20 protein-coding genes are annotated in these 18,217 nt (G+C 72.3%); 3 read left to right on the forward strand and 17 right to left on the reverse strand.

Features of this window, described 5'->3' with window-relative positions; all coding sequences use genetic code 11:
• Positions 1-90: 90 nt before the first annotated feature.
• From ACZ6NZ_RS00080 to ACZ6NZ_RS00130, 11 genes are all read right to left on the reverse strand, one after another.
• Entirely contained in the window at positions 91-1,533 is a 1,443-nt protein-coding gene (locus tag ACZ6NZ_RS00080) for a DUF58 domain-containing protein (protein ID WP_465854450.1), read from the reverse strand.
• Positions 1,533-2,540, reverse strand: coding sequence for an AAA family ATPase (locus ACZ6NZ_RS00085; protein WP_091394243.1), 1,008 nt, complete (start codon positions 2,538-2,540; stop codon positions 1,533-1,535). Before ACZ6NZ_RS00085 ends, ACZ6NZ_RS00080 begins: the two co-directional genes overlap by 1 nt.
• Positions 2,540-3,124: a hypothetical protein gene (locus ACZ6NZ_RS00090; RefSeq protein ID WP_465854452.1), complete on the reverse strand. Its 585-nt coding sequence runs from the start codon at positions 3,122-3,124 to the stop codon at positions 2,540-2,542. The genes ACZ6NZ_RS00085 and ACZ6NZ_RS00090 overlap by 1 nt, the downstream gene beginning before the upstream one ends.
• A complete protein-coding gene (locus tag ACZ6NZ_RS00095) occupies positions 3,121-3,906 on the reverse strand; it encodes a DUF4129 domain-containing protein (protein WP_465854454.1) in 786 nt (261 codons plus the stop codon). The genes ACZ6NZ_RS00090 and ACZ6NZ_RS00095 overlap by 4 nt, the downstream gene beginning before the upstream one ends.
• Positions 3,907-3,928: 22 nt before the next feature.
• The gene (locus tag ACZ6NZ_RS00100; RefSeq protein WP_366610317.1) at positions 3,929-4,642 is read right to left on the reverse strand and encodes a uracil-DNA glycosylase; all 714 of its coding nucleotides are present in this window, start codon (positions 4,640-4,642) and stop codon (positions 3,929-3,931) included.
• 19 nt (positions 4,643-4,661) lie between these two features.
• Positions 4,662-5,348 (reverse strand): dienelactone hydrolase family protein, encoded by a 687-nt coding sequence (locus ACZ6NZ_RS00105; protein WP_465854456.1) that lies wholly within the window; start codon positions 5,346-5,348, stop codon positions 4,662-4,664.
• 232 nt (positions 5,349-5,580) lie between these two features.
• Complete coding sequence (locus ACZ6NZ_RS00110; RefSeq protein ID WP_465854458.1) at positions 5,581-6,312, reverse strand: LppU/SCO3897 family protein; 732 nt, start codon at positions 6,310-6,312, stop codon at positions 5,581-5,583.
• 130 nt (positions 6,313-6,442) lie between these two features.
• A complete protein-coding gene (locus ACZ6NZ_RS00115; protein WP_465854460.1) occupies positions 6,443-7,504 on the reverse strand; it encodes an HAAS signaling domain-containing protein in 1,062 nt (353 codons plus the stop codon).
• Positions 7,501-7,833, reverse strand: a complete 333-nt coding sequence (locus ACZ6NZ_RS00120) for a PadR family transcriptional regulator (RefSeq protein ID WP_088986312.1) — start codon at positions 7,831-7,833, stop codon at positions 7,501-7,503. Before ACZ6NZ_RS00120 ends, ACZ6NZ_RS00115 begins: the two co-directional genes overlap by 4 nt.
• A 156-nt stretch (positions 7,834-7,989) precedes the next feature.
• On the reverse strand, positions 7,990-8,934 hold the full coding sequence (locus ACZ6NZ_RS00125; RefSeq protein ID WP_465855873.1) for a Ppx/GppA phosphatase family protein: 945 nt from the start codon (positions 8,932-8,934) through the stop codon (positions 7,990-7,992).
• A gap of 22 nt (positions 8,935-8,956) precedes the next feature.
• Positions 8,957-9,997: a winged helix-turn-helix transcriptional regulator gene (locus ACZ6NZ_RS00130; protein WP_465854462.1), complete on the reverse strand. Its 1,041-nt coding sequence runs from the start codon at positions 9,995-9,997 to the stop codon at positions 8,957-8,959.
• A 97-nt stretch (positions 9,998-10,094) separates the two neighbouring features.
• Between ACZ6NZ_RS00130 and ACZ6NZ_RS00135 the strand changes: the two genes are divergently transcribed.
• Positions 10,095-10,985 carry a CE1 family esterase gene (locus ACZ6NZ_RS00135; protein WP_465854464.1) on the forward strand — a complete coding sequence of 297 codons (891 nt, stop codon included), beginning with the start codon at positions 10,095-10,097 and terminating at the stop codon, positions 10,983-10,985.
• 1 nt (position 10,986) lies between these two features.
• Here ACZ6NZ_RS00135 and ACZ6NZ_RS00140 read toward each other — a convergent pair whose 3' ends face one another.
• Genes ACZ6NZ_RS00140 through eno form a run of 4 tightly spaced genes read right to left on the reverse strand, consistent with a single transcriptional unit; the run spans position 10,987 to position 14,051 of the window.
• Positions 10,987-11,508, reverse strand: coding sequence for an amino-acid N-acetyltransferase (locus ACZ6NZ_RS00140; protein WP_366610306.1), 522 nt, complete (start codon positions 11,506-11,508; stop codon positions 10,987-10,989).
• Positions 11,505-12,062, reverse strand: a complete 558-nt coding sequence (locus ACZ6NZ_RS00145) for a DUF501 domain-containing protein (RefSeq protein ID WP_465854467.1) — start codon at positions 12,060-12,062, stop codon at positions 11,505-11,507. The genes ACZ6NZ_RS00140 and ACZ6NZ_RS00145 overlap by 4 nt, the downstream gene beginning before the upstream one ends.
• Before the next feature lie 34 nt (positions 12,063-12,096).
• On the reverse strand, positions 12,097-12,735 hold the full coding sequence (locus tag ACZ6NZ_RS00150; protein ID WP_366610303.1) for an FtsB family cell division protein: 639 nt from the start codon (positions 12,733-12,735) through the stop codon (positions 12,097-12,099).
• 32 nt (positions 12,736-12,767) lie between these two features.
• Entirely contained in the window at positions 12,768-14,051 is a 1,284-nt protein-coding gene (gene eno / locus ACZ6NZ_RS00155; RefSeq protein ID WP_465854469.1) for a phosphopyruvate hydratase, read from the reverse strand.
• A gap of 213 nt (positions 14,052-14,264) precedes the next feature.
• On the opposite strand from eno, the gene ACZ6NZ_RS00160 reads away from it, so the two are divergent.
• Both ACZ6NZ_RS00160 and ACZ6NZ_RS00165 read left to right on the forward strand, forming a co-directional pair.
• A complete protein-coding gene (locus tag ACZ6NZ_RS00160; RefSeq protein WP_366610301.1) occupies positions 14,265-14,960 on the forward strand; it encodes a hypothetical protein in 696 nt (231 codons plus the stop codon).
• Positions 14,957-15,370, forward strand: a complete 414-nt coding sequence (locus ACZ6NZ_RS00165) for an NADH pyrophosphatase zinc ribbon domain-containing protein (protein ID WP_465854471.1) — start codon at positions 14,957-14,959, stop codon at positions 15,368-15,370. Before ACZ6NZ_RS00160 ends, ACZ6NZ_RS00165 begins: the two co-directional genes overlap by 4 nt.
• Before the next feature lie 133 nt (positions 15,371-15,503).
• Here the strand turns inward: ACZ6NZ_RS00165 and ACZ6NZ_RS00170 are convergent, their stop codons facing one another.
• Positions 15,504-17,123, reverse strand: a complete 1,620-nt coding sequence (locus ACZ6NZ_RS00170) for a DUF885 domain-containing protein (protein WP_465854473.1) — start codon at positions 17,121-17,123, stop codon at positions 15,504-15,506.
• Between the two features lie 98 nt (positions 17,124-17,221).
• Positions 17,222-18,217 carry a nucleoside triphosphate pyrophosphohydrolase gene (locus ACZ6NZ_RS00175; RefSeq protein ID WP_465854475.1) on the reverse strand — a complete coding sequence of 332 codons (996 nt, stop codon included), beginning with the start codon at positions 18,215-18,217 and terminating at the stop codon, positions 17,222-17,224.

Below are 18,217 nucleotides of genomic sequence, written 5' to 3' on the forward strand. Positions count from 1 at the left end.
GCGACTGCGGGGCTCGCAAGCTCACTCCTCGCGCTCACCGCACCCGCCTTCTGTTCGCGACTGCGGGGCTCGCAAGCTCACTCCTCGCGCTCACCGGCCACCCACCCTCGGGGCCGTCGCCAACCTGGCCACGTCCCGCAACACCTGGTCCAGGCTGCCGGCACCGGCCCAGCGCACCACCGGTACGCCGTGCTCCCGGAGCTGCCCGATCATGGTCTCCCGGTCCAGGCGCCACAGCCGGTACGCCACCTCGGCCCAACCCCGGTCCTTCGGCGACGCCAGGTCGGTCGGCAACGTGTCGACCGCCACCACGAACCGCCCACCACGGGCCAACCGGGCGAGCATCTGCGCCGACCGTTCGTCCAGCAGCGGGGTGAGTACCACCACCAACGCGTCCGAGGAGAGCAACTGCGGGCCGAAGACCTGGTCGTACGGTTCGTGTGCGGACGCGTGGACCCGGACGTCGAGCAACCACTCCAGGACGGTCAGGTACTGCCGCCGCCCGGCGGCCGGCCGGAGCCGGCGGGCGGACGGCCCGTACTCCAGCAGCGAGACCCGGTCACCACGGTGCAGGTAGTGCTCGGCGATCGCGGCGGTGGCCCGGACCGTGGTGTCCAACACCGAGGCGGCACCGTCAGCCCCACCGGAGCGGCCCGCCTCGGCGAGCACGTCGAGCAGCACCACCACCTCCGCGTCCCGGTCGGAGAGGGTGGCGGCCACGTGCAGCTGCCGGGCCCGCAACGAGACCCGCCAGTCGACCCGGCGCAGCCGGTCACCGGGAGCGAAGACGCGTACGCCGGCGAGTTCGCCGCCCTCTCCCGGTCGGCGAGAGTGGTGCGCCCCGACCAGACCGGCGGCGCGGGGCATCGCCTCGACCGCCTCGAACGGCTCGGTACGGGGGTACACCCGCACCCGTACCGGCTCGGTGATCACCGCCCGGGAGACCAGCAGACCCCCGGCCGTGGCGACCCGCGCGCCGGCGGGGCCGACCGGGTGCCGACCCCAGCGCAGGGCCTTGCCGGCCAGCTCCAGGTCCACCGCCGCGCCACTCGGCACCGACGTCACGAACGGTCGGTCCGCGACGGATCGGCGCCTGCCGTCGCCCGGCGCCGTCGCGGCGGTTCCCAGGGCGGCGCTCGGCTCCCCGTCGTCGGCGGCCTCGTCGCGGGCGAAGCCGGCCCGGTCGATCCGCAGCCACTGCGACACGCGGGTACGCGTCACCACCAGGTCGTAGTCGACGGTGTCCGGGTTGCCGACGCTCACCGCCGCGGCCACGTCACCGCCCTCGACAAGCGGCCCACCATCACCCTGAGTGATCCACACCTGCGGCAGCGCGGTGGGGCGTCGACGCAGCGCGTACGCGGTGCCCAACGCGAACGGGGCGGCGAGCACGATGAGGTCCACCCGGCCCAGCAGCACCCCGGCCACCAGCAGCAGGCCGGCGAGCAGCACCGCGCGACCGAGCGCCGGGGTGGGTGCCCAGCCGGCAGCCGGTTCCGCCTCGGTGGCCGTCGGCACTGTCGGTCCGGTCATCAGTGCCGGGGCCCGCCGGCGGCGTAGCTGGGCAGCGCGCCACTGGCCGGGGCGGGAGTCGCCTCCAGCACCTCGCCCACCACGAACGCCGGGTCGACCCGGCGCAACCACATCTCCGGGCGCAGGGTGATCCGGTGGGCCAGGGCGGGGGCCGCCACCGACTTGACGTCCTCCGGCACCACGTAGTCCCGTCCGCCGAACACCGCGCGGACCCGGGCCAGCAGCAGCAGCGCCAGCGAACCACGAGGTGAGGCGCCGACCAGCACCGACGGGTGCTCCCGGGTGGCCGCGGTGAGCGACACGATGTAGCGGCCGATGGAGTCCTCCACGACCACGTCCTCCAGGGCGGCCTGCATGGCCCGCAGCGTCGCCGCGTCGACCACCGCCTTGATGTCCGCCTCCTCCCGGCGGCGGCTCATCCGGCGGCGCAGCACCTCCCACTCCTCCTCGTGCTGCGGGTAACCGAACGAGACCCGCAGCAGGAACCGGTCCAGCTGCGCCTCCGGCAGCGGGTAGGTGCCCTCGTACTCGATGGGGTTGGCGGTGGCCAGCACGTGGAACGGCTCGTCGAGCTTGTAGGTCACACCCTCGACCGACACCTGCTTCTCCTGCATCGCCTCCAGCAGCGCGGACTGGGTCTTCGGCGGCGTCCGGTTGATCTCGTCGGCGAGGAGCAGGTTGGTGAAGACCGGGCCGGCCCGGAAGGTGAAGTCACCGTTGCGCTGGTCGTACAGGAAGGAGCCGGTGACGTCCGCGGGGAGCAGGTCGGGAGTGAACTGCAACCGGCGGAAGTCCAACCCGAGAGCCTGGGCGAACGAGCGGGCGGTGAGTGTCTTGCCGAGCCCTGGCAGGTCCTCCAGGAGCACGTGCCCGCCCGCGAGGATGCCGGCGAGGACCAGCTCCAACGCGTCCCGCTTGCCGACCACGACGGTGCCGACCGCGTCCAGGACCGCCCGAGCCAGGTGCCCGACCTCGGCGGGGGCAATGCTCCGGTCCACGTCGTTCATCAGATGCTCTCCAGTTCGGCGACGATCACCGCGAGGTCGCGCGGCGACGGGGTGCGGCGAGGCGGGGTCTCCAGGAACGTCCACAGGCGGTCACCCAGCAGGACGCGGGCGCGGGCGGGATCCGACTCACGGGTGACGCCGTGTTTCAGCCGCATCCGCTCGTCGGCCAGTTCACCGATGCGGGGTAGGACCACCTCGGTGAAACGCTCGGTTCGGTTCGAGGACCAGTCCAGGGGCCGTTCCCACTGGTTGACGGCGCCTCGCAGCGCGTCCCGGGCGTCCCAGTTGTAGCTGCCGTCCTCCTCGCCCGCGCCGGCCCGGCGGGCCGGCGGCGGCGGGGGTGGCGGCGCGAGCAGGGCGGTGACCCGGCGGACCGCCAGCACGGCGAGCACCCCGGCGACCAGTACCGGAAGCGAGACCTGAAGGCCCACCGCGCGGAGGCCGACCAGCAGGACCGCGACCACCGCGGCGGCCCACGCGAGCGAACGCAGCACCGGACGCCACCGGGACGGGCGCGCCTGCGGACCGACCGGCGCGGCCTCCTCCTCGAACGCGAGCAGATCGTCGATGCTGGTGCTGCTCATGAGGTCACCGCCGCGGTGAGCTCTCCGCGCAGCCGACCGAGCGCGGCGCGGGCCTGGTCCCGGGTGCGTTCGCCGACCGGGTGGGTGGCGTAGCGGGCCTCCCGGTAGACGTGCGCGAACTCGGCCAGCACGTCGGTGCTGGCGATGGCCGGCACGCCCGCCGCCGGGTCGCCCTGCAACAGTCGGCTGACCAGGTCGGTGGGAGTGTCCCCGGCGAGCCTCGGCACACCGGCTGCGGCGGCGGTCTCCTCCAGGCGCACCCAGCAGGCGATCACCGCCACCCGGGGGTCGGTGTCCCGGTCGTCGAGCTCCACCAGACCGGCGTCGAGGGCGGCGACCACCTCACGGGCGGTGCCCTCGGCGGTACGGCGGGCCCGCTGCGCCGGTAGTGCCCGGGTGGTGCGGCGCAGCGCTCCCCGGATCAGGACCCAGCTGAGGTAGCCGAGCGCGGCGAGGATGGCCAACCCGAGCAGGACCACAGCCACGGTGCCGACCCACTGCGGGATGTGCGCCTGGGTGGCCTCGCCGGCGTCGCGGGGCTCGATCGGGATGGACGGCGACGGCTCGGCGGTCGGATACTCGGGAACCCAGGGCACGTTGTCCGCGGCCGGCGGAATGCGACTGGCCCCGATCGACGAGTGGGCGGACGCCAGCGCGGCACCGGCGAGCAGGGCGGCGACCGCGCCGATCGGCCACCACCGGCGGAACAGGCCGAGCACCGGCCGCAACACACCTGGCTCGGCGGGCGGTACCGGTGTGGGCGGGCGTGTTCCGTCTGTCATCGCCACCACCCCACGCGTCGCCTCAGTCCACTCCGGCCAGCTGTTTGGCCTGGCCGAAGACATCGTCCAACATCTCTGGTGTCAACCGCCCGGTGAAAGTGTTCTGCTGACTGACGTGGTAACAGCCGAGCAAGTCCGGAGCGTTCGTGCCGGACCAGTGTGCCCCATGACCGAACGCCGGTCGCGGGCTGGGCGGGCGCTGCCCGTACACCGCGCGGAGCACCGGCCACCACGCGGCCCAGGCGAACGCGCCCAGCGCGACCACGACCCGCAGCGTGGGCCGGATCAACGTGACCTCGCGGTGCAGCCACGGCGCGCAGGTGTCCCGTTCCGGTGGGGTCGGCTTGTTGTCCGGAGGCGCACACCGGACGGCCGAGAAGATCCGCAGGTCGCGCACTGTGAGCCCGTCGTCGGCGGCGACGCTGGTCGGCTGGTTGGCCAGCCCGGCCCGGTGCAGCGCGGCGAACAGCACGTCGCCCGAGCGGTCACCGGTGAAGATCCGGCCGGTGCGGTTGCCACCGTGCGCGGCGGGCGCCAGCCCGAGGATGGCGATCCGGGCGTCAGCGGTGCCGAAGCCCGGCACCGGTCGACCCCAGTACTCCTGGTCGCGGAAGGCGGCCCGGCGGGTGCTGGCGACCTCCTCCCGCCACCGCACCAGCCGCGGGCAGGCGAAGCAGTCGCTCACCGCCGCGTCGAGGTCGGCCAGGTCGGTCGCCCGCGCTGCGCGGGCGACCACCTGTGCGGGGGTACGCGTCTCAGCCAAGCTTGGCCCGGAAGAGTTCCAGGGTGCGGGCCCAGGCGCTGGCAGCGGCGCGCTGGTCGAACGCCTCCGGCCGGTCGTCGTTGAAGAAGGCGTGCGAGGTGCCCGGGTAGTCGTAGAGGTGGCAGTCGCCGCCGGCCTCCTCGATGGCCCGCCGGGCAATCTGTACGCCCTCGGTGGCCGAGGTGCCGTCCTCTTCGGAGCAGTGGATGACAGCCGCCTTGCCGGCGTAGTCGGCCCAGTCGGGACGCATCGACTCCCACGGAAGCACGGGATAGAAACCGGCGGTCGCGACGATCCGCTCGGAGATGGTGGCCGACCAGAGAGCCAGGCTGCCACCAGCGCAGAAGCCCACGGCACCGACCTTACCGGTGACCTCGGGCCGCCCGGCGAGATAGTCGGCCGCTCCGGCGATGTCCTTCGCCGCCTCGTCCATGCGCATCCCCAGCAGGAGCCGCTGCGCCTCGTCCGGCTCACTGGTCGTCTCACCGTGGTAGAAGTCCGGGGCGAGGGCGACGAAACCGGCCTCGGCGAACCGGTCCGCCACCGACCGGATGTGCGGGACCAGACCCCACCATTCCTGAATGACGATGACGGCGGGGCTGGCCGTGCCGCTGGCGGGTATCGCGAGATACCCCTCGCTCGCGCCCCCGTTGCTGCGGTAGCTCACCATTTCGCCCATGGGCCGTCCTCCTAGCGGTCAGTCATCGTTGGCTGGTCGCCCAGTGGTCCTACGTGCCGGTAGCCTGCCACGCCACGCGGCCCTCCGGAAGACGCCGGAACAGTGGCATTCACCTCCTGTTCGCCCCCCGGTGACTCCGGGTACGCCGACGGCTGCTCGCCCCCGGTGACCGGGTACGCCGACGGCGGCGAGGTCCGCCCCCGCCGCCGTCGATGCCGAGCTGCCGCTGTCGTCAGACCTTCTTGGTCAGGCAGAGCACGTAGCCCGTCTTGCCCGGCTCGATGCTGGAGAAGATGTACCCCTCCTCGCCCTCCTTGAAGAACTGGGTGCAGGTGGTGTCGGCCTTCGCCTGCGCCTCGCTCTGGCCGTCCACCCGACCGACCACGTTGTACGCCGCGTCGGTGGAGGTGCACGCCACGACCTTGGCGCCGTCGACCTCCTCCTGCTCGGTGCCGGTGACCTCGGGCAGCTCGGCGATGCAGTCGCCGGTCTTGGCGTCCGCCGTCGCGTCCTTGTTGAAGAAGTCGCCGATCGCCGAGGCGACACCGAACTTCAGGCCGGCGATGACGACGACGGCGAGGATCGCGCCGACGATGCCGAGGACCTTCTTCCCACCGGACTTCTCCGCCTTCGGCTCCGACGCCTGCGACATCTCGGCGGCCTGCGACATCTCGGCGGCCTGCGACATCTCGGCCGCCGGCGTACCGGCCGGCTGCGGCGTCTCGGCGGCCTGGGGCGTCGCGGCCACTTCGGGCGTCCCGGCAACAGGCGGCGTCGCGGTCGCTTCGGGCGTCCCGGCCGCTGGCGGCGTCGCGGCGGCTTCGGGCGTTCCGGCGGCCGGGTCCGGCTCGACCGACCGCTGCTGGGGCACGGCAGGCTGCGGCGCGGCCGCTTGCGGCGTCTCGACGGCCGGCTCAGGATGTGCGGCGTCGGGCGCGGGGGGCGGTGCGACCTGCTCTGGCACGGGGGTTCCTTCCGAGGGGTTGATGAGCAGACGACACCGTAACGATCATTGATTTCCGGTGCCGTCCCGCTCGCCTCGTCCGTTCAGCCATTTCCCAGCATCACCCGCATGATCCAGTTCACACCGTGGTTCAGCTCGTCGGGGTGGGGGTTGGCGTTCCGCTCGACGGCACGCCGGTGGCCGTACCGGCCGGCAGCGGTGTCCCGATCTGTCCGGGTGCGCCGCCCGGCTCCGGCGTGCCGCCGGGCTCCGGTGCGCTGGTCGGGTCCGGCGTGCTGGTCGGGTCCACCGTGCCGCTCGGGTCCGGTGTGCTTGTCGGTGACCCGGCCGGGAGAGGCGCGCCCGGCGCACGTGGCACGAAGGGCGCCTGCTCCGGGCAGTACGGGTACGCCCGCAGTACCTGCTTGGCATAGGCGTCTTCGGAGCAGTCCGGGTAGCCGAGCCGGATCGGATTGCCGTTCTGGTCGAAGAGCCGGGCGTTCTCCACCAGGCGGCCCTCGCTGTCGTAGACGAAGACGTCCCGGACCCGGTCGTACGGGCTGTCGACCGAGGTCTGGTCGTAGCCGTAGTCGCCGTAGCGCATCCGATCCTCGGCCTGCACCAGAGCGGCGAGCGCGAAGACCACGAGCACTGCGCTGCCGACCTGAACGGCGGAGCGCGGCCAGCGGGTCAGCTGGGCCGAGCTACGACCGATCCAGATGGAGCCGAGGACGAAACCGATCAGCATGATCAGGCCGGCCAGCAGCTCGCCGCCGAACCTCGGCAGCAGCCCGAATTCGCCACCGGTGGTGATCACGGTGACCAGCATCGCCGCCAGATAGCCGCGCAGCACCCACCAGGCCGGGCGCAACAGTCGGAGGAAGTCGCTGGCCGTCGCGTACCCCAGGGGTGGGCCGAGCCGGGTGTCGACGGTGCGCAGCCGGCCGCGGACCCGGGCCATCGCGCTCGCCACCCGCTGGTCGAGGTTGCGCCCGCTGCCCGGTGCCGCGCCCGCTGCGGCGCGCAGCTCGGCGGCGTACGTCTCGGGCTCACCCAACCGCTCGACCAGGGTGCCCTCGGACTCGGCGGCGACCTCGGTGAGGTGGTCGGCGAGATCCTCGGTCAACTCGTCGCGCTGCCCGGGCGGCAGGTCGGCCAGAGCGGCCCGGACCCGCGCCACATAGTCGATGATCTCCTGCTCCGCGACGGTCATGCCGCCAACCCCCGATCGTCGAGCAAGGTGTCCATTGTGGTGGCGAACGAGCGCCAGAGCTTGCCGGAGCGGGTCAGCTGGTCACGCCCCGCCGCGTTGAGTGAGTAGTACTTGCGGTGCGGGCCGGATTCGCTCGGCACGACGTAGGTGGTGAGCAGGCCGGCGGCGAAGAGGCGGCGCAGCGTCCCGTAGACCGAGGCGTCACCGACCTCTTCCAGGCCGGCCTCGCGCAGCCGGCGCAGGATGTCGTAGCCGTAACCGTCCTCCTCCCGGAGCACGGCCAGGACGGCCAGATCGAGCACGCCCTTCAACAACTGTGTGGTGTCCACGCATTGCACACTAGTACGCAATGCGTAGTAGCGTCAACGAGATGGCTCCGACACGCCGGGGCGTGCCGAATGTTGATCAACTCGGTTTTCAGAAAGTCGGGCTGTTCGAGGCGCTCGGAGACCGCGGATTCAATGAAGACGAGTCGATCGAGATCGCTAGCGCCGCGTGGTCGGCTGGAGGCTCCAGGCGATGCCGTCCAGGATGTCGTGCTCCGAGGCGACCACCGACGGCATCGCGGCCCGCTCCATGATCACGCGTAGCACGAGCGCACCGGCGCCGATCACGTCGGCGCGGCCGGGGTGCATCACCGGGTTCGCCAACCGCTGCGCACGGGTCTGACCCAGCAGCTCCGCGGTCACCCGGGCGACCTCCTCGTACGACACCCGGGCGTGGTGGATGCGCTCCGGGTCGTACTCCCGCAGGCCCTGCGCGAGCGCGACCACCGTGGTGACCGACCCGGCGAGGCCGACCAGGGTGGCCGCCTCGCGACCGGGCACCTCGGCGAGCGCCCGGTCCACCACCGCGGCGATGTCGGCCTGCGCTGCCGCGACCTGCTCGGGCGTGGGCGGGTCAGCGGGCAGGTGCCGCTCGGTCATCCGGACGCAGCCGATGTCCACCGAGATCGCCGAGCGCACCCCGGCGGCCCGGTCGCCGACCACGAACTCGGTGGAACCACCACCGATGTCGACGACCAGGAACGGCTCCTTCGCGTCGGCGGGCAGCCCGCGCACCGCACCGGTGAACGACAGCCGGGCCTCCTCGTCGCCGCTGACCACCTCGGGCGCGACACCGAGAGTGGCCCGCACCATCTCGGTGAAGTCGGCGGCGTTGTCGGCGTCGCGGGAGGCCGAGGTGGCACACATCCGCACCCGCTGCGCGCCCAGCTTCTCGATGTCCGCGGCGTACGACGCCAACGCCACCCTGGTCCGCTCGATCGCCTCCGGCGCCAGTCGGCCGGTGCGGTCCACGCCCTGCCCCAGCCGGACGATCTCCATCCGCCGGGTCAGGTCGACCAGCGGTGCCTGCGGCCCGGCGGAGGCGTCGGGCAGGTCGGCGACCAGCAGTCGGATCGAGTTGGTTCCGCAGTCGATGGCCGCCACACGCGTCGTCACGGCAGCAACCTTACGGCAGGACGGGCGGCCACCCGGCGGCTTGGTTGGCGGTGGGCCACGACTCGCCGAGGTCGCCCGGCGGGCCCCGCAACAACGCCACCCCGAGCGAGGTCAGGTGATGTCGGACGGCCCCGCCCTCGCGCTCGCTGGTCACCAGACCGGCGGTGCGCAGCGCACGGGCGTGTTCCGAGGCCGAGGAGAGACTGATCCCGACCGCCTGGGACAACACGGTGGTGGTCAGACCCCCGTCGGTCGCCAGTCGGCGCAGCACCAGCGCCCGGGTGACGCCGAGCAACCGACCGAGGGCATCGTCGTCGACAGGGGCCCCGCGTGTGGGCACGACCACCGGGTAGACGAGCAGGATCGGGTAGCCCTCCTCGACAAGCACCCGGGGCCGCGGCCCGGCCAACGGTGAGGGCAGCAGGATGATCCCGTGGCCGGTGCCGGGGAGGTCGCCGTCCCACCACGTCCGCACCTCCAGCACCGGCTCCCGCCACCGGATCCCCGGGTGCAGACCGGCGAAGAGGCTGGCCAGACCGTGCTGCGCCAGCCGCTGGCTGGCGGACGTCACCTGCTGACGGTACGCGGACACCAGCTCGGCCCAGTGCGGTTCGAGCACCGCGTCGAACCAGGTCCGCACGGCCCCGCCGAACAGGTCCAGCACCTCCGGGTCGGCCGCCGCGAACCGCCGCCGCAACGGGCTGGGCGACGTGTCCGCGTACGCCAGGGTGACCTCGTCGCGGACCCGCCGCGCCGGGGTGGCCCGGATCGCCTCCAGCCCGGCCTCCACCGACTCCAGGCCGTCGAACGGAGTGACGAAGTCCGGTAGACGTCCCCGGTCGGGCAGCAGATGCCGCAGGATCGCGGTGGCAGCCTGGGCGGCAGCCGTGCCCTCGGCCACCGCCACCCGCTCGGCCAGGGTCGGGGCCATCGCCGCGACGGTGGGATCGCGCAACCACTGACCGGCCAGCAGCGCGATCCCGACCGGATGCAGCCGATCGGCGAACCGCACCCGGCACAGGTCGGCCGACCCGAGCTGGAGGCGAAGCATGGCAACAGCCTGCCTGCCTTCGGCCAGGACCGAAAGGGTTGATCCGCGGTCGAGCGAACTCCAGTGTGGACGGCGAGGTCGACGGGGGGTGGCCGGCGTGCGGCGAGCACTGGTGGTGTTAACGGGGCTCTGCCTGATGATCGTCGCCGCAGCTTGTGGTGAGCGGGGGCAACCCTCGTCGGCCCCACCAGCCTCACCGTCCGCGTCGAGCGAGCGACCGGCGGCCGGCGACCACCACCTCACCCTGCGGCACGACGGACGCGACCGCACCTACCTGCTGCACGCGCCACCGGGGTACGACCCGGGCAGACCCTCCGCGCTGGTCATCGCGCTGCACTTCTATCCCGGCCTTGGATCGTCGATGCGGGAGTTGGCGGGCCTGGACGCCCGAGCCGACAAGGACAACGTGCTGGTCGCCTACCCCGACGGGCAGGGCGGCGGCTTCAACGCGCTGATCTGCTGCGGAAGCGAGGACGACGTCGGCTTCCTCAAGGCCCTCACCGATCATCTGGTGCAGACCTGGCACGCGGACCCGAACCGGGTGTTCCTCACCGGCATCTCGAACGGCGGCGACATGAGCTTCCGGGCGGCGGTGGAGAGCACTGGCATGTTCGCCGCGATCGGGGTGGTCAGCGGTGGATACAGCGGAAACGTGACCACCGCCGACAGTTACGTGCCGAAGAGCCCGGTCTCCGTGATCACTTTCATCGGCGGCCAGGACCGCTACGCCTCGATCTTCCAGGCCGGCATGCAGACCTGGCAGCAGAGGCTCCAGTGCCGGCCGAGCCCGAAGGCGTCCGGTGTGCCGGGGGTGACGCACACGGTGGCGGGCTGCGCGGACGGCAGCGAGGTCAGCGTCTACACGATCGCCGGTATGGGTCACAGTTGGCCGGGAGCGACATCGGGCCAACTCGCCGCATCCTCCGCGGGGCTGTCCGCCACCGACCTGATGTGGGAGTTCTTCGCCGCCCACCCCCGCACGGCCTGACCTACAGACGCAGCAGCATCCGGGTGTTGCCCAGCGTGTTCGGCTTGACCCGCTCCAGGTCCAGGAACTCCGCGACACCCTCGTCGTACGAGCGCAGCAACTGCTCGTAGACCGGCTGCGGCACCGGAGCGCCGTCGATCTCGCGGAAACCGAACGAGCCGAAGAACCGGTTCTCGAAGGTGAGCACGAAGATCCGCGCCACACCCAGCTCGCGGGCCGCGTCGATCAGCTCTCCGACCAGTCGGTGGCCGATGCGCCGGCCCCGGCAGGACGGGTCGACGGCCACCGTACGGATCTCGGCCAGGTCCTCCCACATGACGTGCAGCGCGCCGCAGCCCACCACCACGTCGTCCTCGGCGCGGACCGCTACTCGAAACTCCTGCACCTGCTCGTAGAGGGTGACGGTGGCCTTGCTCAGCAGCCGCCGGTCGTCGGTGTAGGTGTCGACGAGTCGTCGGATGCCCCGCACGTCCCCGGTGCGGGCCCGCCGTACCGTGATCTGATCCGCGGCCTGCGTGCTCATTCGGCTGCCGGCACGTCCACGCACGGCCCCGCCGACCACCAGGGGTCGACCAGCTCCAACGTCTCGTCGCCGAACGGGTTCACCCCGGGGCCGGCGCCCAACGCGTGACCCAGGTGCACGTGCAGGCACTTCACCCGGCCCGGCATCCCACCGGCCGAGATGCCGGCGATCTCCGGAACCTCGCCGATCGCCTCCCGGCGGGTGAGGTAGTCCTCGTGCGCCGCGCGGTAGTGGGCGGCCAACTCCGGATCCGTCGTCAGCCGGTCCGCCATCTCCTTCATCAGCCCCGCCGACTCCAGTCGGCTGCACGCGGCGGTGGCCCGGGGGCAGGTCAGGTAGTAGAGCGTCGGAAACGGGGTGCCGTCAGCGAGGCGGGGGGTCGTCTCCACCACGTCGGGCAGGCCGCACGGGCACCGGTGGGCCACCGCGCGGGTGCCCCGGGGCGTCCGGCCGAGCTGCGCGGCCACCGCGGCCAGGTCGGCCTCGGTGGCCGGCTCACGCTGCGGCAGAGGTACGGAATCCGCAGCCGGCTCCGACGGTGGTACGACAGTCACGGTGCCCATCTCTCCTGGTGTGCTGGTCGGTGGATCACTGGCCCGGCTGCTGGCTGTCCGCCGCCCGCACGCTCGACCAGAGCGTGTCGTACCAGGTCACCGGCCCGGCTGGTGGGGCCGAACCGGCCGACTTCCCGGCATCCCGGGCCGCGCCCTCCGGGTCGTGCAGGACCACCATTATCTTTTCGCCCGGCTCGCCCATGAAGAACCGCTCCCGAGCCTGCGTCTTGATGTACTCGTCGTCGTTCCAGTTGGCCGCCTCGGCGGCGAGCTTGGCGATCTCGCGCTCCTGCACCGCCTGGGCGGCCTCCATCCGCTCGATGTCGGCCTGCTGGTCGAGGTAGACCCGGACCGGATAGGTGTAGGCCAGCGCGAGCGCGATCAGGACCGCGAACAGCACCGTGGCCCGACCGGTGAAGCGACGGGGGTGGGGTGCGGCGAGGCGCTTCACCGAACCGGCGGCAGCGGTACGCCGAGCGGCGGCGGGACGATTCGCGGAGCGCACCCCTTCGGCGCCACGGGCAGCACCCGGCGCGCGACCGGCCGCGCGCGGCTCGGCGCGTACGCCGGCCTCCCGGACCGATCCCCGCGTGGCCCGCCCACCGCCCGGCCGGCCGGACTGACCCGGCCGGCGGGCGGGACGCTGACCACCCGGTGTGCGGCGCTGCTGCATCGTCACACCCCTCCCCCGAGGCTTCGTGCGTCTCAGGCCGAACGGTAGCGCGGGAACGCGCCGGCGCCCGCGTAGCGCGCCGCGTCGGCCAGCTCCTCCTCGATCCGGAGCAGTTGGTTGTACTTGGCGACGCGGTCCGAGCGGGCCGGGGCGCCGGTCTTGATCTGGCCGCAGCCGGTGGCCACTGCCAGGTCGGCGATGGTGGTGTCCTCGGTCTCACCGGAGCGGTGGCTCATCATGCACTTGAAGCCGGCCCGGTGCGCCAGGTCCACCGCGTCCAGGGTCTCGGTCAGCGAGCCGATCTGGTTGACCTTGACCAGGACCGCGTTCGCGGACTTCTCCGCGATGCCCCGGGCGATGCGCTGCGGGTTGGTGACGAACAGGTCGTCACCGACGATCTGCACCCGGTCGCCGATCGAGGCGGTCAGCGTCTGCCAGCCGCTCCAGTCGTCCTCGGCCAGCGGGTCCTCGATCGACACGATCGGGTACTCGTCGGCCAGCTTGGTGTAGTAGGTGCTCATGTCCTCGGCGGACTTCGCGGCACCCTCGAAGGTGTAGGCGCCGTTGTCGAAGAACTCGGTGGCCGCCACGTCGAGCGCGAACACGATGTCGCTGCCGAGCCGGTAGCCGGCCTTCTCGACCGCCTCGGCGATCAGGTCCAGAGCCGCCGCGTTGGTCGGCAGGTTCGGCGCGAAGCCACCCTCGTCACCGAGGCCCGTCGACAGGCCCTTCTTCTTCAGCACCGACTTCAGCGCGTGGTAGACCTCCGCGCCCGAGCGCAGCGCCTCCCGGAAGGTGGGCGCGCCGATCGGCGCGATCATGAACTCCTGGATGTCGACGTTCGAGTCGGCGTGCGCGCCACCGTTGAGGATGTTCATCATCGGCACGGGCAGGAGGTGCGCGTTCGGGCCGCCCAGGTAGCGGAAGAGGCTCAGCTCGGCGCTGCCGGCAGCGGCCTTCGCCACCGCCAGGGAGACCCCCAGGATGGCGTTCGCGCCCAGCTCCGACTTGCTGTCGGTGCCGTCGATGTCGAGCATCTTCTGGTCGATCAGCCGCTGCTCGCTGGCCTCGTACCCGATGATCTGGTCGACGATCTTGTCTTCGACGTTGGAGACCGCCTTCTCCACGCCCTTGCCCTGGTAGCGGTCGGCGTCACCGTCGCGCAGCTCGATCGCCTCGAACGCGCCGGTGGAGGCGCCGGACGGCACCGCGGCGCGAGCCACCGTGCCGTCGTCCAGGCCGACCTCGACCTCGACCGTGGGGTTGCCCCGCGAGTCGAGAATCTCCCGGGCGACGATTCCCTCGATGGTTGCCACTGAGTCGCTCCTCGTTGTTGTGATCCGGTCCGTGGGTGGGCCGCGACGGTGCGGCTGAGGCAGGTGTTGAACGCAGCGTATCGGGCCACGGGAAACGGCACGGCGTCGCCCGCGCACCCGAGTCGCCCCGCACTGACGGACATTCCCGGATTTCCGGGCGTCAACCGGCAACGGGTTTGCGCTGCGCGGACCGAATCCACCAGGCTGGTCGCCATGCCCGCCGCCTCGACCACCCTCCGCATGCTCGCCGTGTCGGTCATCGCGTCGCTCACGGTCACCGGCTGTCAGACATTCGAGGACGCCGGAGTCGCCATGGGCCGCTCGGAACTCGTCAACGACCTCGCCGCCCGGCTCGATCGGGCGCTGGAGTTGACCTACTCGGCCGACTACCAGTTGCCCGGTGGCCAACGCGCCGCGATCGTGCAGGCGCAGGACCCGGCGCGATCCACGTACACCTATCCGGGAGGGCAACTCACCGTCACCCCGGAGGCCATCACCCGGTGCACGACGACCGGGGCCCGCCCGCAGTGCACGCTGATCACCCCGCCCACCCCCGGCAGCAAGCCCACCGTGACGCTGTTCGGCGAGGCCAACCAGCAGGGCCTCGTCACGCCGCCGGTGGTGGTCGGGCTGCTCACCGCCGCCGCGCTCGACCCCCAGGCGGTCATCAAGCAGAGCGACACCACGGTCGCCGGGCACCACGCCGCCTGCGTCGCGGTGCAGAGCTCGTCGTCCGGCGACTTCACCGCCTGCGTGACCACCGAGGGCGTGCTCGGCAGCTTCACCGGGCCGGTCGACGGCAAGCCGATGGAGCTGGCGATGAGCAACTACTCCGCGGCCGTCGACGAGAGCGCGTTCGAACCACCCACCGGCGCCGATGTCGTCGACCGCCGCCCCGGCGGCTCGTGACCGATCCACCGGCCGGGCCCACCACCGTCGCGCCGCCCGGCAGGTTCCTCCCCACCACCCCCACCGACCTTCCCGGCCGGGCGCGCGGCTGGGCGTCACTCGCCGCCGAGGTGCCGGAGCCGCACGCCACGCTCGCCGGCCGGGCGCTGGCGGTGCTGACCTGGCGGCGTACCCACCGGTGGTGCGGCGCCTGCCGAGCGGAGCTAGACGACCGACCCGGCGAGACCGCCCGGCAGTGCCCCGATTGCGGCCTGTACGTGCCGATGCAGCTCTCCGCCGCCGTACTGGTGGCGATCACCCGACCCGGGCCGCCCGGGCACGCTGACGAGCTGCTGCTGGTCCGGCACGCCACCGGCCCGACCGGACTGTGGGCGCTGGTGGCCGGCTTCGTCGAGGCCGGCGGGAGCTGACCGGGGCTCAGTGGTTCGGCCTGGATGCGCTGCCGGCGCAACTGCCGCCCGCGTACTCCATCTCGCGCTGGTTGGATCGACGCGACGGTGACCGCCGGGCGGCGCTGAAACCCGCGCGGCCCGGCGCTTCTCCTCAGAGACCGAGCAGGGTACGCAGGTGGCGCGGGGGCGGGCAGTCATGGGCGAGCATGGCGTCGTGCCAGTCGCGGACCGACACCCCGTCCGGGCGGGCGGCGGCGATCTCGGCCACCTCGCTGTACCCGACGAAGTAGGTGGAGAGCTGGGTGGAGGTCAGTTGGGCGCGCCGCCACTTGCCGGCCGCCTCGCCCTCCTCCTGGAAGCCACGCCCGGTCATCAACGCCATCGCGTCGGCCTCCGGCAGGTCCTCGGCGTGCACCAACTGGTCGAGCAACGCGTTGATGGTCATCCGCAGCTGCATCTTGAGCTGCTGCAACCGCACCGGCAGACCGCCGAAGCCGAGCCCCGTCATCATCTCCTCCGCGTAGACCGCCCAGCCCTCGATGAACGGGCCGGACTCGGCCAACGCGCGGACCCGGGTGCCGCCGACGTAACGGCGGGCGTGGGCGAGCTGGAGGAAGTGACCCGGCATCGCCTCGTGCACCGTCAGGTTGCGGATCATGTGGTCGTTGTACTCGCGGTAGAACGACTCGACCCGCTGCGCCGGCCAGTCCGACGGGGTGGGCGCGATGCAGTAGAAGGTCGGCACGACGGCGGTCTCCAGCGGGCCGGGCGCGTCGCAGTACGCCACCGCGACCCCCCTGGCGAACTCCGGCATCTCCTGGATGACGCACCGGTCGTCGACCACTGTGACCAGGTCGTGTGCGCGGACGAAGTCGGTCGCCTCGTCCAGGGTGACCCCGGCCAGCTCGACGATCGTCGCGTCGTTCGGGTGCTCGGCGGCCAGCAGGTCCAACGCCCGACGTACCGTCGCGTCGTCGGCCGGGCCACCGACCAGCTCGACGGCGGCCTCGCGGATCTCCGCGGTGACCCGGTCCAGGTTGGCCCAGGCGCGGCGCTGGATCTCGGCGGCGCCCAACTCGGTGTCGAGGGTGTGCCAGAGCCGGGCCTCCCAGCGGCGTCGGCCCAGTCGCGGGTCACGGCCGGGGCCGGCGTCGGCGGCCAGACCGGTGCGCAGCCAGGCGACGAACTCGTCCAGCGCGGCGATCGCGGCGGTGGCCGCCGGCTCGACCCGGTCGAGGTGGCCCGGTGCCTGGGCGAGCAACGCCGGCAGCTCGTCGCGGATCAGCGCGGCCGTGCCGGTGAACTGCCCCACCGCCGTTTCGGCATGGATGCGCGGCATGTCCCGCAGCGTCGCGCGGGCGCTGGCGAGGGAGTCCGGTACGGCGGCGAGCCGGCCGGCAAGGTGGGTCAGCCGCACGTCCGCGGGGGCGTACGGGCGGGCCAGCAGCGGGTGCAGCAGCGGGCCGGGGTTGTGCCGCAGCGGATCCCACTCGTGCGAGCGGATCTCGGTCAGCTCGAACAGCTCCCGGTCCACGAATGAGCTGAGCAGGGCGTGGTCGACCTGTTCGTCGACGTCGAGCGAGTCCGGGTCCAGCTCGGACAGTGCGTTGGCCGCGTCGAAGAGCATCGCCCGATCGGCAGCCAACCCGTCGGCGGACAGATCCGGCAGCCGGTCGTCGAAGCGGTGGTCACCCGCGGCGGTGGCAACCCCCGGCCGCGACTCCAGTAGCGCCTCGACAACCCGCTCAGCCAGCACCCCGAACGCTTCCACCGCACCACCCTACCGACCGCCCCACCCTCCACCAGCTGTTACGTCGATCATGAAGTTATTGCCGTCGACATCGGCGTGTCGCGGCAACAACTTCATGATCAACGCGGGTCAGAGGGCTCGGGGGTGGGGGGTTCGACTTGGCGGATGGCCTCTGCGTAGGCCAGGGTGGCGCGGCGGAGGGCCGCTTCCGGATCGATGCCCGCCTCCCGGGCGGCGGCGACCGTGGCCAGCAGGCTCGCGCCCAACCTTGCTTCGGCGTCCACCTGGGTGTCTGCCAACGCCGGTGGAACCTTGATGCCCCTGCGGGCGGCGCGCTCCAGGATTTGGGCGGCCAGGGCCAGGGCGGGCTGGCTCAGAGCCACACCGTCCAACACCGAGTGCCGTGCCTTCTCCGCGCGCTTGATCCGCTCCCAGTTCTCGGTGATCTCCTCCAGGGTGCCCACCTCGGCACCGGCGAAGACGTGCGGATTACGCCGGATCATCTTGTCGACCAGACCACCGGCCACGTCGTCGATGGTCCACCGCTCGTCCTCGGGCAACTCCTCGGCGAGCCGTGCGTGCAGCACCACCTGCAACAAGACGTCGCCCAACTCCTCGCGCAGCGCGTCGGTGTCGTCGGCGCTGATGGCGTCGTACGCCTCGTAGCTCTCCTCCAGCAGGTAACCGGCGAGGCTCCGGTGCGTCTGCGCCCGCTTCCACGGGTCACCACCCGGAGAGGCCAGTCGATCCAGCACGGCCACCGCGTCGAGCAGCCGGGCACCCGGCGGATCCCACGAGCCGTACATCAACTCCATCTCGGCCAACCCCGGCTGCCGGGCCAGCCGCAGACCCAACTCGCGGGCCAGCGCCTCGTCACCCGCCGGACCGGCCAGCCACACCACGGTGCCGTGCGTCGCCACCGCGTCCAGCAACGGCTGCGTCGCCGGGCCGTCCACCACTGTGACCTCGGCGCCCGCCTGGCGAACGGCCGTGGTCAACTCGCTGTCCGCGCCGGCCAACACCGGGTACTGGCGTACGACGTCCCAGGCCGCAGCCGTCAGCAGGCCGGCGGGCAACCGGGGTGAGGTGACCAGGAGGACGATCCGTGCCGTCAT

The organism is Micromonospora sp. NPDC047756 (assembly GCF_055587245.1).

Coding starts and splice junctions, on each gene's coding strand:
- ACZ6NZ_RS00080 (WP_465854450.1), bottom strand. CDS start 1,533: ATGACCGGACCGACAGTGCCGACGGCCACCGAGGCGGAACCGGCTGCC.
- ACZ6NZ_RS00085 (WP_091394243.1), bottom strand. CDS start 2,540: ATGAACGACGTGGACCGGAGCATTGCCCCCGCCGAGGTCGGGCACCTG.
- ACZ6NZ_RS00090 (WP_465854452.1), bottom strand. CDS start 3,124: ATGAGCAGCACCAGCATCGACGATCTGCTCGCGTTCGAGGAGGAGGCC.
- ACZ6NZ_RS00095 (WP_465854454.1), bottom strand. CDS start 3,906: ATGACAGACGGAACACGCCCGCCCACACCGGTACCGCCCGCCGAGCCA.
- ACZ6NZ_RS00105 (WP_465854456.1), bottom strand. CDS start 5,348: ATGGGCGAAATGGTGAGCTACCGCAGCAACGGGGGCGCGAGCGAGGGG.
- ACZ6NZ_RS00115 (WP_465854460.1), bottom strand. CDS start 7,504: ATGACCGTCGCGGAGCAGGAGATCATCGACTATGTGGCGCGGGTCCGG.
- ACZ6NZ_RS00130 (WP_465854462.1), bottom strand. CDS start 9,997: ATGCTTCGCCTCCAGCTCGGGTCGGCCGACCTGTGCCGGGTGCGGTTC.
- ACZ6NZ_RS00140 (WP_366610306.1), bottom strand. CDS start 11,508: ATGAGCACGCAGGCCGCGGATCAGATCACGGTACGGCGGGCCCGCACC.
- ACZ6NZ_RS00150 (WP_366610303.1), bottom strand. CDS start 12,735: ATGCAGCAGCGCCGCACACCGGGTGGTCAGCGTCCCGCCCGCCGGCCG.
- ACZ6NZ_RS00160 (WP_366610301.1), top strand. CDS start 14,265: ATGCCCGCCGCCTCGACCACCCTCCGCATGCTCGCCGTGTCGGTCATC.
- ACZ6NZ_RS00175 (WP_465854475.1), bottom strand. CDS start 18,217: ATGACGGCACGGATCGTCCTCCTGGTCACCTCACCCCGGTTGCCCGCC.